This is a genomic window from Nannocystis sp. RBIL2 (assembly GCF_026626745.1).
In the GTDB taxonomy this organism is placed as follows: Bacteria; Myxococcota_A; Polyangia; order Nannocystales; family Nannocystaceae; genus Nannocystis.
On sequence record NZ_JAPNJW010000002.1, the window covers coordinates 4,476,455 to 4,490,154 of the forward strand.

The 13,700-nt window shown below is 70.4% G+C and carries 11 protein-coding genes; 8 read left to right on the forward strand and 3 right to left on the reverse strand.

Annotated features, from left to right (window positions below; all coding sequences use genetic code 11):
• Positions 1 to 65 precede the first annotated feature (65 nt).
• From OV090_RS51260 to OV090_RS42680, 3 genes are all read left to right on the forward strand, one after another.
• The gene (locus OV090_RS51260) at positions 66 to 1,301 is read left to right on the forward strand and encodes a Sir2 family NAD-dependent protein deacetylase (RefSeq protein WP_267710642.1); all 1,236 of its coding nucleotides are present in this window, start codon (positions 66 to 68) and stop codon (positions 1,299 to 1,301) included.
• Positions 1,285 to 2,139, forward strand: a complete 855-nt coding sequence (locus OV090_RS42675) for a lipoyl domain-containing protein (protein WP_267710643.1) — start codon at positions 1,285 to 1,287, stop codon at positions 2,137 to 2,139. Before OV090_RS51260 ends, OV090_RS42675 begins: the two co-directional genes overlap by 17 nt.
• A gap of 182 nt (positions 2,140 to 2,321) precedes the next feature.
• Positions 2,322 to 3,380, forward strand: a complete 1,059-nt coding sequence (locus OV090_RS42680; protein ID WP_267710644.1) for a hypothetical protein — start codon at positions 2,322 to 2,324, stop codon at positions 3,378 to 3,380.
• A gap of 171 nt (positions 3,381 to 3,551) precedes the next feature.
• Here the strand turns inward: OV090_RS42680 and OV090_RS42685 are convergent, their stop codons facing one another.
• Positions 3,552 to 4,529 carry a cytochrome c peroxidase gene (locus OV090_RS42685; RefSeq protein ID WP_267710645.1) on the reverse strand — a complete coding sequence of 326 codons (978 nt, stop codon included), beginning with the start codon at positions 4,527 to 4,529 and terminating at the stop codon, positions 3,552 to 3,554.
• Positions 4,530 to 5,056: 527 nt separating this feature from the next.
• On the opposite strand from OV090_RS42685, the gene OV090_RS42690 reads away from it, so the two are divergent.
• Positions 5,057 to 5,995, forward strand: coding sequence for a hypothetical protein (locus OV090_RS42690; protein ID WP_267710646.1), 939 nt, complete (start codon positions 5,057 to 5,059; stop codon positions 5,993 to 5,995).
• A gap of 204 nt (positions 5,996 to 6,199) precedes the next feature.
• Here OV090_RS42690 and OV090_RS42695 read toward each other — a convergent pair whose 3' ends face one another.
• Positions 6,200 to 7,246: a serine/threonine-protein kinase gene (locus OV090_RS42695; protein WP_267710647.1), complete on the reverse strand. Its 1,047-nt coding sequence runs from the start codon at positions 7,244 to 7,246 to the stop codon at positions 6,200 to 6,202.
• A gap of 596 nt (positions 7,247 to 7,842) precedes the next feature.
• Between OV090_RS42695 and OV090_RS42700 the strand changes: the two genes are divergently transcribed.
• The 4 genes from OV090_RS42700 to OV090_RS42715 all read left to right on the forward strand — a co-directional run bounded on the left by OV090_RS42700 (position 7,843) and on the right by OV090_RS42715 (position 13,289).
• On the forward strand, positions 7,843 to 9,399 hold the full coding sequence (locus OV090_RS42700; RefSeq protein ID WP_267710648.1) for a serine/threonine-protein kinase: 1,557 nt from the start codon (positions 7,843 to 7,845) through the stop codon (positions 9,397 to 9,399).
• Between the two features lie 436 nt (positions 9,400 to 9,835).
• Positions 9,836 to 10,237 carry a response regulator gene (locus tag OV090_RS42705; RefSeq protein ID WP_267710649.1) on the forward strand — a complete coding sequence of 134 codons (402 nt, stop codon included), beginning with the start codon at positions 9,836 to 9,838 and terminating at the stop codon, positions 10,235 to 10,237.
• A 58-nt stretch (positions 10,238 to 10,295) separates the two neighbouring features.
• Positions 10,296 to 10,802 (forward strand): hypothetical protein, encoded by a 507-nt coding sequence (locus tag OV090_RS42710; RefSeq protein WP_267710650.1) that lies wholly within the window; start codon positions 10,296 to 10,298, stop codon positions 10,800 to 10,802.
• A gap of 123 nt (positions 10,803 to 10,925) precedes the next feature.
• Positions 10,926 to 13,289, forward strand: a complete 2,364-nt coding sequence (locus tag OV090_RS42715; protein ID WP_267710651.1) for a hypothetical protein — start codon at positions 10,926 to 10,928, stop codon at positions 13,287 to 13,289.
• 106 nt (positions 13,290 to 13,395) lie between these two features.
• On the opposite strand, the gene OV090_RS42720 is transcribed toward OV090_RS42715, so the two are convergent.
• Entirely contained in the window at positions 13,396 to 13,641 is a 246-nt protein-coding gene (locus tag OV090_RS42720; RefSeq protein ID WP_267710652.1) for a hypothetical protein, read from the reverse strand.
• Positions 13,642 to 13,700: the final 59 nt, after the last annotated feature.

Here is a 13,700-nt window from a genome sequence, read left to right on the forward strand (position 1 = left end):
AGGTGCGAGCGAGCCCGATGCCGAGCAACTTGTACGCCCACTGCCACGCAGCGATAATCGCGGGCGTGGAGGCGTCATCCGGCGAACGAGCCGCGGCCGCGCGCGCGCGCGGCGAGCTCGCGGCGGCCACGGAAATTGCAGAGGCCGCAGTCGCCGCGGCTCCCGCCGATCCGCGCGGATGGGTGCTGCTCGGATCGATCGACCACCTGCGTGGAGATCTCGAGCGAGCCGCGTCGCGCTATCGTCGGGCTCTGGCGCTCGCTCCACGCGACGCCGCGGCGCACGCGGCCCTGGCCGTCAACCTCGTACAACGAGGGCAGCCCGCGACTGCGCGCGCCCACTTCGCGGCGGCGACGTCCCCCGACGCCTCGCCGCCGCTCGCCGACCTGCAATGGCTGCAGGCGTTCCAGCAGGCGCGGGAGCTCGACGAGGCCGGCCCTGCGCTCGCGTGGTCGCGCTGCGCGACGCCCCTGCCTTGTCCGCGAGCTCCGGCGGAGCTGCCGGCGGGCCCTCCGCGGGAGCGTGGGCGCGTGACCTGGTCGCTCGCGGACCTCGTCGCGGCGCTCCGCACGTCGTCGCGGATCGTCGCGCTGACCGGCGCTGGCATGTCGGCGGCGAGCGGGCTGGAGACCCGCAAGCAATTGTGGCAGCGCTTCACACGCGACGACGCCGTCAGCATGGCCCGCTTCCGCGACGATCCTGCGACGCTGTGGTCGGTGATCCGCGCGTTCTGGGGCGATCGGCCGCACCCCGCAAACGCTGGCCATCAGGCGCTCGCGCGCCTGCCCAACCTCGCTGCGATCGTCACGCAGAACGTCGACGAGCTGCACCAGGCCGCCGCCGCCGCCGCCGGGCGATCGACGCCGGTGATCGAGCTGCACGGCAGTCTGTCGCGGACACGCTGCCTCGACTGCGGGCGCTCCGGCGAGGCGTCAGCGCAGGCGCTCGCGGCCTCCGGCCGACCGCTGCCCCCGCGCTGCACCTGCGGCGGCGTGCTCCGCCCCGAGGTGGTGCTGTTCGGGGAGCAGGTCCCGGCCGCGGCGATGGCGTCCGCGCGAGCCCACGCAGCCGCAGCCGATCTCCTGCTCGTGATCGGCTGCGCCATGGATGTCTCGCCGGCGCGCGAGCTGCCGCTGGTGGCCGCGCGAGCCGGGGCGCGGATCGTCGAGCTCAAGCGCCGGCCGTCGCGCCTGGCCGCGGCGGTGCTCGTGCATCACGTCCCCGGCGCGGCGGAGGACATCCTGCCAGCGGTGACGACGGCGCTCGCAACCTCGGAGCCAGGACATGACGCAAGACCCTGACGACCCCCCGCTGCTCGTGCGCCTGCCGGCGCTCGAGGACGACTTTGCGGGCCGGGTCCGGTTTGTCCGGCGCACCGGCGACGTCGTCGCGGCCGAGGACCCGATCCTCGAGGTCGAGCTGTCCAAGATCGTCGCCGAGCTGACCGCCCCGCGCGCCGGCGTGATCGGGCGACTGTTCGCGGCGGACGACGACGAGCTGCAGCCGGGCGCGCCGCTGTACGAGCTGTGGCCGCTTCCGCCGCCCGTGCCTGCGCCCGATATCCCCTTTCCCGCCTTCTCGGGGGTGCAGCAGCCCTGCGACGTGGAGCACCTGCTCGCCCGCGCCCGCGCCCTCGCCGAGGATCGCGCGGAGGTGTCGACGGCCGAGATGGCGCTGCTGTGCGTCGCCTCCCTGCGCGCCCTGACTGCGACGCCGGCGCTGCTCGAACGGGCGCTCGCCCCCTTCCTGGCGGAGCCGGGCCTGCGGATCGCCTGCGGCGACGTCCAGGCCGACGGCACGCGCTGGGTGCAGATCGACGTCGGCCCGGACGCCTCGCCGGAGCAGGTCCTCGGCGCGCTCCGGACCGGGACGCGGCTGCAAGACGGTGAAGGAGCGTACGCCACGCTGCAGGTGGTCCGCATCGCGCCGCCCGCGGCGCCGCTCGTGCTGCCGGGCCCGCGCCTGCGCCCCGGACTGACGATCTTCGCCGGCCCGCCGACGCCGCAGCCCGTGGTCGTGGGGACCACGGTGGCGGTGCGGCCGATCTCGACTCTGACGATCACGGCGGACGCCACCGTCGCCCTCGCCTCGCTGCTGCGCTTCGCTCCCATGCTCGCGGAACAGCTCGGCGTGGTGTGACACGACGAAGTGTTCACCGGTGACGCGAATGGCAGCCGTGCCGTCGGCCGGCCGAGAACCACTCCACGCCTGGCTCCGCGCCAGGGCCCTGAAAAAAAGTTCCCTTGTCAGCACACCCAGCTTCATCGACGCTCGTGGCGGTCTTTCAGCACACGACCGTGCGCGCATGAGGGCGAGAGGGCATGACGACGAGCGAGCAAGCCAACCGGCCGCGCTGGAAGCATCAGGCGGGGTTCTTCGAGATCTGGTTCCTGTGTGTCTTCGATCCAGGGGGTGAGCGCGCGTGGTGGTTGCGCTACACTCTCTTCAATCCGGCCCCGGGCGCTCCGGGTGAGCCGCGGGCCACGGTGTGGGCCGCAGCCTTCGATACCGCGGCGCCGGACCGGCCCGCCGTGGCGGTGAAGGCCATCCATCCGCTCTCCGCCTTCGACGCCGGGACGCCGGGGCGTTTCGGCATCCGCATCGGCGACGCCGGCCTCGCGCCGGGCAAGTGCCACGGCGAGGTCGTCTCGGGCGAGCACGCCATCGCCTGGGATCTACGCTACACCCCCGAGTCCGCCCGGGCCGTCCGGCGGGCGCCGCGAGGCATCGACCTGCTGCCGCTGACCACACACGTCAACCACTCGCACGACGGCATCATCTTCACCGGGACAGTCACCGTCGACGGCGAGCGCTTCGACGTGCGCGGCGCCCCTGGGCTGCAGAAGCACCTGTGGGGCCACCGGCGCGTCGAGGAGCTGACCTGGCTGTACTGCCCGAGCTTCCGCGAGGACTCGGAGGCCCGCCTGGAGGCCCTCCGCGTGCGCCCGCGGCGCGAGCGAGGCCCGTGCCTCACGCCCATCTACCTGCGCACCGCGAAGGCGCGCCACGCCTTCCACGAGGTTCCCGGCCTGCTGTTCACGCAGATCCACACGCCTCGCACCGGTGAGCTGCACCTCGCGGCGACCTCGGCGACCGTGTCCGTGAAGGGTCGTGCGTGGTGCGATCCGCGGACTCTGGTGGGCTACGCGTACCGCGATCCCGCTGCCTGGGACGTGTTCGTGGCCCAGAGCGACGTGGCCCGCTGCGAGCTCGAGTTCTTCTCCCGCGCCCATCCCTGGGCGGCCTGGAAGCCGGATGGGGAGAAGCTCACCTCCGCCGTCTGCGCCCTGGAGTTCCACGGCCCCGAGCGACTCGCGGGCGTGCGCTACGTCGAATGGGACGACACTGGGCCGCCGGCTTCACCGTCACCGGCCGAGTGATACCCGAACGCGCGCTCATCCGCGAGCCATGCCTGGTCTTCGGGACATGTCGTGAAGGTCATGCGAATCGTGGCGGCGACGAGGCTCGGCGTGCACCGAATTGCGGACGAAGAAGCCGCGGACGATCAAGATGCTGGCCTCGACGCTTTGATCCCGACCTGACCGAGCATATCACTGCGCCGCCGCGAACTCGTCGACGGGCCCGGAGAGCGCGGCGAGGAACGCGAGCAGGTCGGCGCGCGCGTCGGCTTCCAGCGGCCGCCGCTCCGCGTGGTGCTCGACCATCAGATCGACCGCTTCGGCGAGCGTGGCGATCGACCCGTCGTGCAGGTAGGGCCCCGTCTCGGCGACGTTGCGCAGCCCCGGGACCTTGAACACGCCGCGGTCGCGCTCGTCGCCGGTCACTGCGAAGCGCCCGGCATCCGGCGTCATGCGGCCGAGCAGCGGTCGGAACTGGCCGCCGCCGAGCGCCGCGCCGTCGTGGCAACCGTCGCACCCGAGCTCGAGGAACAGCCCCAGCCCGCGCAGCTCGGCGGCGTCGAGCGCCTCGTCGTCCCCGCGCAGGAAATCGTCGATCGGGGCTGGCGTCAGCAGGGTGCGCTCGAAGGCACCGATCGCCCGGCCGACGTTCGCCAGCGTGAGCGGGGCGGCGTCGTCGGGGAATGCCGCGGCGAACAGCCCGGGGTATTTGGGTGAGGCCGCGAGTGTCGCCTCGACCGTCGCCGCGTCGGGCATGCCCATCTCGACCGGGTTCAGGATCGGTCCGGTCGCCTGCTCCTCGACCGTCGCTGCGCGACCGTCCCAGAACTGCGCGACGTGCAGGAACGCGTTGAAGGTCGTCGGGCTGTTGCGCCCGCCGCGTTCGCTCGCGAAGCCCGGGGAGGTCGCCTCGCCGTCGACCCCGTGGCGCGCGAGGTCATGGCAGCCGTTGCACGACAGGGTGCCGGAGCGCGACAGCGCTTTCTCGAAGTAGAGCGCCCTGCCGAGCTCGACGCGCGGGGCGGGCAGGTCCGGGTCGACGGTCGGCAGCGGCGCGAGGTTCCCCAGCGCCTCGGCTCGCAGCGCGGTCGCGTCGGGCTCGTCGATGCACGAAAGGAGCGACGTGAAGAGTGAACAGACGAGGAACAGTTCGGTCCGGCGCGTAGGCATCGGGCGACGAACTTGTCCGACGCTGACGCTCATGGCGACTTAATCGGCGCTTAAACGTTCGGCGCGAGCGAGCCACTCGCGCTTAAATGGTTGGCTTCGTCGGCGTCGAGATGCGCCATCGCAGCGGCCTGCTCGCCGGCTTCGGGGCGCGCGCGGACGGGCTGCGACTCGGGGCGCGTGCGCGACGGCGCCGTCGTGCAGTTGATCGCTCCTTCAGGCGCGCCGGTGTTCCGGCTCGGCGGCTTCGAGCTGGCAGCGGCCGCCGAGATCGGCGAGGGCTGGGGCCAGCCGCGACGTCGCCGCTGAGCCCCGACGCGAGCGGCGGGTGCGTGGCCCGAAACGCAGGAGCAGACGCGCAGCGCCCTGCCCCGCGCTCGCCGGCAGGAGCAGCGCGCAGTGCCCCGCGCGACGTCCCCGGGTGCAGCGCACAGTGCCCGCGGCGCGCTCCAGACTGGAGCGCCGCGCGTCGACGGCCGCGCGAACTCGGTTGACGGGGCAGCACGCGCATGCTGTGCTCGTAGCGAGCGATGCGCAGGACGTTCTTGTCGTTGGGCCTTTGCGGCGGGGCGCTGCTGTTCGCCTGCCTTGAAGACGGCGGCACCGATTCCGGCGGGCAGATGATGTACACCACCCACGGCAGCGTCAGCGACGGCCACAGCAGCGTCGGCGACATCCTCGCCGCGCCCGGCGACGGCGTGTTCGGCGTCCAGAGCGGCAGCGGGCTCGGCCAGATCCGCGACGGCTGGACCGTCGAATACCAGAAGCTCCTCGTCTCCGTCGGCACCGTCACCTTCACCAGCGCCAGCGCCGGCGAGGTCGAGATCGCCACCGACTTCGTCGTCGACCTGCTGAGCCTGCCGATCGGCGGCGCCCTCCTCGATCACGTCGACGGGCGCGAGAAGCCGTCCGCGATCGCCTTCACCCTGCCGCCGGCGACCGCCGGCAAGTCCCGGCCGCTGTCGCGCTACACCCTCGACCAGGACGTCGAGCTCATGGCCGCGGGCGGCTACTCGCTCTACGTCGAGGGCACGATCGAGAAGGCCGACGGCATGTCGTGCAAGCCCGACGTCCCGTCCGATTGCGCGCCGGCCCCGGTCGTCCGATTCCGCTGGGGCCTGCCGCAGGGCGTCGCCTACGACGATTGCGTATGGACCGACTACACGGTCTTCACCGAGAACGTGACCCTATCGTTCCCGGCCGTCGCCTGGCTGCAGACCGCCATCGGCTCCGAGCGCCCGACCTTGCGCGCGCAGTGGATCGCCGACGCCGACCTCGACCGCGACGGCGAGACCACGATCGCCGAGCTGCGACAGATCGGCGCGTCCACCCTGCTGAGCCGCCGCCGCGGCTATGATCTGTCCGGCGCCGCGGGATCGGTCGACACCGTCTACGACTTCCTGCGCGAGCAGGCGCGCCAGATCGGCATGCGCGCCCGGGGGGAGTGCGGTTCGGTCACCAACCTCTGAGGCGCCCGGCCGAGCCGGACCGGCGGCTCGCTTCAGGCGCCGAGCCGCCGAGGCTCGGCCACGGGAGCTGTGGATAGCGGACGTCGCTCGACCGCATAGGATTCGGCTGGCTGTTTGGACAGGCCCATCGGTGTGCCCGGAGCACGTCGGCGAAGTCGTCCTCCCGTCGCAGTGGCCAGCGTCCGCCGGAGGCCGCCGGCCACGTCACTGCTCCAGCGCCCAGAGGGCGATGATCAGCAGCGCGATGGCGGCGAACACCGCGATGAAAACGATCAATCCGCGGTTCGGCGGCGCCAGTGATTGGGGCTGCGGTGCCGGGGGCTGAGGCGACGGCGTCGGAGCCACCAGTGCGGAGGCCGGACGGTTGGCAAGGGCCCGCAGTTCATCACGGACTCCGCGGGCAGCTTGCGGCCTCTGCGCAGCTTCACGCGCCAGCAGTTGGCTCAGGAGGCGGTCGAGTTCAGGCGGCAGATCCGGAATCTCGGGCGCGAGCGCCGACGGCGTCTGCGTGAGCTGTCGGATCGTGATGTCGGACAGCTCGCCGCCGTCCCAGAGCTCGCGCCCAGCGAGGCTCTCCCAGAGGATAACCCCGAGTGCGTACATATCCGTGCGGTGATCGGTCGGCTCGCCTGCGGCTTGTTCCGGCGCCATGTAGCCGGGGGTGCCCATCACGGTGCCGAGACGCGTCAAGGGGGTCATGTCCGCAGCTGAATCGGCGACGCGAGCAAGTCCGAAGTCCAGTACCTTGACCACCGTGGCGTCCTCGCGGGTCTCGAGGAGGATATTGTCGGGTTTCAGGTCACGATGGATGATGCCGGCCCCATGGGCCGCCACGAGTGCGTCGGCGATCTGGGCGCCGATGTCGCAAGCTTTCCGCCAGGGCAATTTCCCGCTGGCGATCGTGTTCGTCAGCGTGCGCCCACGGACCAACTGCGTGACCAGGTACGCCCCGCCTCCCGGTAGCGGGCCGAAGTCGATCGCGCGGACCACGTTCGGGTGATCGATCTTCGCCGTCGCCATCGCTTCACGCCGGAAACGCTCGGAGATCTCGGCGTTGCCGGTGTACTCGGCGTGGATCATCTTGACCGCGACCATCGTGTGGAGGCTGAGCTGCTCCGCCGCGAACACAGCTCCCATGCCCCCCTCCCCGATCAGCTCACGGAGTTGATAGCGGCCCTCCAGCGTGTGCCCGATCCACGCTGTCGACGGCGCGCCAGGGGCGGGAGAGTGGAGCGATGCGATGTTGCTCAAGATGACTCCGAAGGCGGGGTTCAGAAGGAGCAGGAGCAGGAATTGGAGGGGGACGGGCCGCTCGAGTTCAGTGCCACTTTCCCTTGCCCTTCCACTTGTGCTTGCCAGTGCCCCGGCCTCGTGCGCATGTGTTCGGGCAGTGGCAGACCGACGGCCGTAGTCTCCAGGCTCGATGTGCGGCGGTCAACAGTCTCCCCGCATGGCGCACCAGCCGCCGAGTCCTCGAACGCGTGCCGTGGCGCGAACCCATCCTCTCTTGGAAAAGTTCATGCGCGGCCGGTCCAAGAAATTTTCCCGAGCAAGCGGTCGTCCCGATGCGCCCGGCGCGAACGGTCCGTCGAAGAAAGTTCTTCCGCCCGTGGTGGGTCGAGTTGGAGAGGCCGCGCAATGGAGCCCTCCTCATGCGGCCCTGCTGCTGGGCCTGACTCGCTGCGCTGAGCGCCGCACCGACAGGGGCCTGTAGCGGCTGATAAACCTCGTTACCACGACAGGTGCTGCAAATACGGCTCGGATTTGGCCGAGGGTGATGCCCAGGCCGGCGCTGGGCCCGCTCCTCATGGACGGGGCACTCGGGTATAGTCCACCCCGCTTTCGCCATGTCGAACGGTCCCGAGAGCACCGCCCTCGAGTCGCGCTGGGTCGGCCGTGTCGTCGACGAGCGCTACAAGATCGTCGAGGTGCTCGGCGAGGGCGGCATGGGGGCGGTGTTCGTGGCCGAGCACCTGCGTCTGCGCAAGCAGGTCGCGTTCAAGACGATCAGGGCGGAGTTCGCAGCGCACACCCAGGCGGAGGCCCGCTTCGAGCGCGAAGCTCTGGCGACCGGACGCCTCGACCATCCCCACGTCGCCAGCGCGATCGACTACGGACCGCTGCCCGAGGGCGGGTTCTATCTGGTGACGCAGTTGGTCCGCGGCGAGAGCCTGAGCAAGCGCCTCGAGGCGGGGCCGCTGCCGTGGCCGCAAGTGTGTCTGCTCGGCAGCCAGATCGCCGATGCGCTGGCAGCGGCGCACGCGCTCGGCATCGTCCACCGCGACCTCAAGCCCGACAACATCCTGCTCGAGCAGCGCCGCGACGGGGCGCTGCACGTTCGCGTGGTCGACTTCGGGATCGCACGCGTGTCGGGCGAGCAGGCGACCATCGCCGACGTCGCTCAGCCGCTGACCCGCATGGGCGCCGTGATCGGCACGCCGGGATACATGCCGCCCGAACAGGGCACGGGCCAGCAGGTCGACTTGCGCGCCGACCTGTACGCGCTCGGCGTCGTCCTCTGGGAGTCGTTCACGGGACAGCAGCTTTGGCAGGGCGACACGCTGGTCGAACTGCTCACGCGCCAGCTCGGGCGCCCCGCGCCGAGCCTGCGCGCAGACGTGCCCGAGGCCATGGCGGGGATGATCGAGCGGCTGCTGGCCCGCGTTCCTTCGGAGCGCCCGGGGTCGGCGCTCGAGGTGCGGGACGAGCTCCGTCGTCTGGTGTTCGGCAACGAGGTCAGCATCCCGCCAGCGGCTTCCACGAGCGCAGCGCTTTCGTCAGCGATGTCGGGCAGCGCAGCGAGACCCTTCGTGCCCACGCCAGGCGAAGTGACTCACGCCGACGTACGAAGCGGCACGACGGCAGTGACCAAGACATCCGGAGTGCTCGAGCCTGGGACATTCTCGAAGAGTCCCCGCGGTGTATGGATCGGCGTGGCGGTGGCGCTCGTGCTCGTCCTCGCCGTGCTCGCGTACGGCCGCGGCACGACGGACGAGAGCCCCAGCGAGACGGCTGTCGGCATCGAGCCGGCCCCTGTCGACACCAAGCACACGCCGCATGCGACCGTTGACGAGCTCATCGCCGAAGCGCCTGCGGGCTATGCCGAGGACGTCAAGATGTTGCTCATCAGCAGGCATCCGCAGGCCCGTCGACTCGCAAGTGAGACGATCGCGGGTGCGCCGTCCAGAGACTTGAGGAAGATCCCGGAGTACCTCCGCGACTTCGCCCGGTTTGAGCTGGCCGACGACTGCGACGACAAGAAGGCCATCCTGAAGAAGTTCGAAACAGCCCAGGAGGTCCGGGCGCTCTCGGGGCTGAAAGCCATCGCTGGCGGACGGAGTGACCCCTGTGAGCTCCGCGACGAGCTCACCCGCCTGATCGCCCGCTTCGAGTCAGGAGCGTGAGCCGAGCCGGGCGAGCCGCCGGTCACGGTTCGAGACGGGGGCCTTGAAGCCAATCACGCAGCGCGTGTCGGTGGTCTTGACCACGAGCATCTGGGTACGAAGGTGACATAGGCGACGAAGATCGCGGCTTGCTTGGCGCGGCGCTTGGAATCGCCGCGGGTGGGCCGGTCCAACGATCAGTGTCCATCCCTGCGCTCGTAGAAGACCTCCGTGGCGCAGGCCGTCACCTCGAGCGCGCCGCGCCAGTGATCCCCGGTTCCAGTTCGGTCCCGGCCCATCAAAAGGAAGGCCCTTGCCTGGCGCTCATGCCGCCCGCGCGATGTCGTACGGGCGACACGATCTGTTGCGATGCGTGGCGTCGTCGGCCGCGCACCGCTGCTCCGGCGTCTCGCGCGGGCGCCATTCACGTCTCGAATGAAATGACAGGATGTAGACCGTGGCCAAAATCTTGATCGTGGAGGACAACGAACTCAGCCGCGACATGCTCTCACGACGGCTGCGCCGCAGGGGCTATGAGGTGATGGTCGCAGTCGACAGCTCGGAGGCCATGGCCATCGTCATGACGGACAGGCCCGATGTCGTACTCATGGACCTGAGCCTCCCCGAAATGGATGGCTGGGCGACCACGCGCATCCTCAAGAACACCGAGGCGACCGCCAGCATCCCCGTCATCGCGCTGACCGCACACGCAGGGCCTGGCGACCGCGAGATGGCTCTCGATGCCGGTTGCGATGACTACGACACCAAGCCGGTCGAGCTCACACGGCTGCTGGCAAAAATCCATCGTTTCGTCTGCGGCCCCGAAGTCGGAGCGAGCGGCGACCGCCGTACGAACTGAGCTCCACGATGGCGATCACTCCTGCCGCGATCGTCCGATGCGTGCTAAGGTCGCAGCAATGCCCAAGTTCGACGTCGTCTCTGCAATTGAAGGTCGCAAGCGTCAGCTCCTCGTCGAGGAGCTGCGGAAGCGCCATGAACTCACGATTGGCGAGCTCAACCAGCTGGCGCGCGGCGAGCTCGGCCCGCTGCTCCGCTCGATCACGATCGCTGAGCTGATGGGGTCCGCGCCGGTGTCGAGCGTCTCGGGTGCCGCCCGGCGGCCCGCCGCCTCCGGGCAGCCGGAGACCCGGGTACCCCGACGGAAGCCGGTCGACTCGCCCTCCTCGCAGAACAAGCCCTTGCGCAGCGAGGTCGTCACCCGCACGGCGGCGGGACGGGAGGCGTTCGATGAGCAGATTCTCGCGGCGATCAAGGCGATTGGAGGACCCGCGAGCGCGACGGAGCTCCAGCACCGCGTCGGCGGTACGAACATGCAGATCCGCTCGGGGGTCAACCGCCTGATCGAAGCCGGCCATGTCACGTGGACGGGCAAGGCTCGCGGAACCCGCTATTACCCGGCCTGAGCCGGCGTCGCCTTGGACGGATCCAGGCACCGCGACCTCCGACTACGGGTCTTCAACGTCGACGTCAGCTTGTAGTGAAACCGCTCGGCGTCGCTAGCCACTGTCACCAAGGTGCCGTCGTCCATGAGCGACAATATCTGGCAAAGAATTCATGAGAAGATGATCATTGCGGCTCGCGGCCGCCTGCCGGAGCCGCCGCCGGGCAGCCAGGTGATCCGCGTGAGCTGCGAAGTCGCACCGGCTGCCTTGCGACCCCTCCTCGAGGCGCGACGCATGACCGAGGCGATCCTGGGCGAGGCGAGGTCGGGGCGGACCCGCCCGCGGACCCGCACGCTGTTCGGCGACACGCCAGAGCGCGCGACGGAGGCGGTGGTGGTCGAGCTGTGGAACCGCCTCGCCAAACAGGACGGTGCCCGGTGGGTGGTCGTGTTCGACGCGGTGGAGCAGGCCGACGAGGCGACCCTGGCGGCGCTGACCCGGATCGTGCAGCAGTCCGGCTGGCTTCGGTTGCCGCTGCTGCTGGTGTTCCGTGACGAGCCGAAGGAGGCCGCGGCCGAGCTGCTCGCCGCCGTGCGTGCGCGCGACAGCGACTCGGTGGTGCGCGGGGAGGAGGTGCTCGCCAGCGAGGCGAAGTCGATCCAATGGAGCTCGTTGCCTCCCGACGTCCTGCGCGCGCTCCGGGCCGGGGCGCTGATCGGCCCGGGCTTCGAGATCAGGATCCTCGCCGAACTGCTGTCGGTCGATCCGGAGCTCGTGCTCGAGCGGCTCCAGCACGCCATCGATCTCGGCGTCCCGGTCGAAGATCGGGGTGAAGGCAAGTTCTCATTGCCGAGCTCGGCACTCTCGGCTCTGTCCGCGTCCATCATTCCGTCGCTCGCACAGGCGTGGCACCGAAAGCTCGGGCGGCTGCTTGGCGCTCGGGCGGCCAGGACCGTCCCGCCGCCCCCTCCCGCTCCGGGAATCGCGGGGGTAGCAAAGTTCCAGGCCGAGAGCGTCGACGACGCCCGTGTCGCGGAGCTCATCGACATGTCTCATGAGGTCGTCGACCTGGCCTCAGAGGCAGCCGAGGCCGCGTCCGGAACCTCGGGCGCTGGTGTTGACGCCGGTCCGCGCCCCGTCGCTCCCGACATGAGCCGCCCGCAAGCTGTCTCCGGGGAGATTTCAGATCGAGTCGAGCCGGCCCAGGGCACGGCGCCTCGGCGCCCGGTTCAGCGCAAGACCGTACTCGCCCCGCCCGCCGAGGGCGCACGCTCGACACGGCGCAAGACCTTGCTTCTGAAGCCGGACGTGGACATGCCGGCGCCGGTCGAGTTGAGCGCGACCGGGAAGGTCGCAACGACCACGGCCGGCGACCCTCTGATCGACAACGTTCGGGCGGCCGAGCACATGCGCCGGGCCGGCGACCTCGATTCGGCGGCGGAGCACCTGTGCGAAGCGGCCCGCGAGGCGGCAGAGATGGGCGCGCCGCAGGCCGCGGTGGAGCATGCCAATGGGGCGCTCGCGCTGCTGGCGACGCTGCCGGTCGGCGTGTCTCGACAGCGACTCAAGGCACGAGCGCTGCTCGAGCTGGGGCGAGTCCAGTGGCAAGCGCCGGGCTACGAACACGGGTTCACGCTGGCGCTGGCGCGTTCGTCGCTCGAGGCAGCGCGCGCCGAGCTCGACCCGGACGCGCCGGTCGACCTCGTCGTCGATCTGGCGCAGGCGCTGGCGGGGGTCCACTTCGACCTCGGTGATCCGCCATCGCTCGCGCGGGCGCTCGCCGAGGTGGAGGAGGCCAGCCGTGTACTGCACGCGGCGAATGACCCGATCGGCGCGGCCTGCCTGTTCAACGATCAGGCCGCGGTGCATGTCCGCATGGGCGACGGCGCCCACGCACTGAAGCTCTTGCGCGCGTCTCGTGCGATCTTCGACGCGCGCGCCCAGGACGATCCGGTAGCCCTGCGCGAGCTCGCCGAGTCGGAGCACCTCCTGGCCAACTTGCCGCTTCATGCGCGGATGCGACTCGGTCGGGAAGAGGAGGGCTACGCGATCGGTCTGGACCATGCGCTCGCAGCAGAGCGGGCGTTCAGGGAGCTCGACGATGACCGCGAGCTCGCCCGCGTGTGGGAGACGATGGGTCGCCTCGAGCTCAAGCGCCTTCGCCTCGAGGAGGCCAGGCACCGGCTCGAGGCCGCCTTCGAGGCGCAGACACGAATCGGCGACCTGACGGGCCTGGCGCAGACCACGGAGTTTCTGTCGGAGGTGCTGGCGTGGTGCGGTCGCAACGCCGAGGCGATCACGATGCTCCGCGACTCGGTGATCTACAACCGCGACAAGGGGTCGCCGCGCGGGCTGATCTCCAACCGCCAGGCGTTCACCGCGTTGTCGTCGCGTTTTGCACAACTGCCGCAGCACGCGGACGGTCTCCGGGAGGTGGAGATTTTGTTGGCCGCCGGCGAACGCGAGCTCGGCGTGTCCCGACCATCGGACGCGACCGCAGTGCGTTGAACATCCTTCCGCGCGGCGCCAGGGCGTTCTGGGCCGCGATTGCGAACGGTCGCGGGCATCGGCTTGCGCTCTTGGTACTCGCGTAGGCCCAGGAGCCCCGGCGGCGTCACTCGCCCGACCGCAGACACAGCCGGCCGACCGCGAACAAGAAGTCGGCGACCTGCGCGACCGGCAGCTCCGGACCGGGCCGAAGGTGGCCCGAGACCTCGCGGATCTGGATCCGCATCACGTCGCCCTGCGCCCACGAGGCGAACCGCCGCGTCAGTCGCATGCGCTCGCCGTTGCTCAGTTCGAACTCGACGTACGGCTGATCGCTGCTGTCGGTCGTCTCGATGAAGTTCGGTGCCGCCATGTTCTCGATGGTCCCACAAGCCGACCTCGGGCGAACGGGTCCCGCACGCTCGAAGCCGA

Coding starts and splice junctions, on each gene's coding strand:
- OV090_RS42715 (WP_267710651.1), top strand. CDS start 10,926: ATGAGCGACAATATCTGGCAAAGAATTCATGAGAAGATGATCATTGCG.
- OV090_RS42680 (WP_267710644.1), top strand. CDS start 2,322: ATGACGACGAGCGAGCAAGCCAACCGGCCGCGCTGGAAGCATCAGGCG.
- OV090_RS42710 (WP_267710650.1), top strand. CDS start 10,296: ATGCCCAAGTTCGACGTCGTCTCTGCAATTGAAGGTCGCAAGCGTCAG.
- OV090_RS42720 (WP_267710652.1), bottom strand. CDS start 13,641: ATGGCGGCACCGAACTTCATCGAGACGACCGACAGCAGCGATCAGCCG.
- OV090_RS42675 (WP_267710643.1), top strand. CDS start 1,285: ATGACGCAAGACCCTGACGACCCCCCGCTGCTCGTGCGCCTGCCGGCG.
- OV090_RS42685 (WP_267710645.1), bottom strand. CDS start 4,529: ATGCCTACGCGCCGGACCGAACTGTTCCTCGTCTGTTCACTCTTCACG.
- OV090_RS42690 (WP_267710646.1), top strand. CDS start 5,057: ATGCGCAGGACGTTCTTGTCGTTGGGCCTTTGCGGCGGGGCGCTGCTG.
- OV090_RS42700 (WP_267710648.1), top strand. CDS start 7,843: ATGTCGAACGGTCCCGAGAGCACCGCCCTCGAGTCGCGCTGGGTCGGC.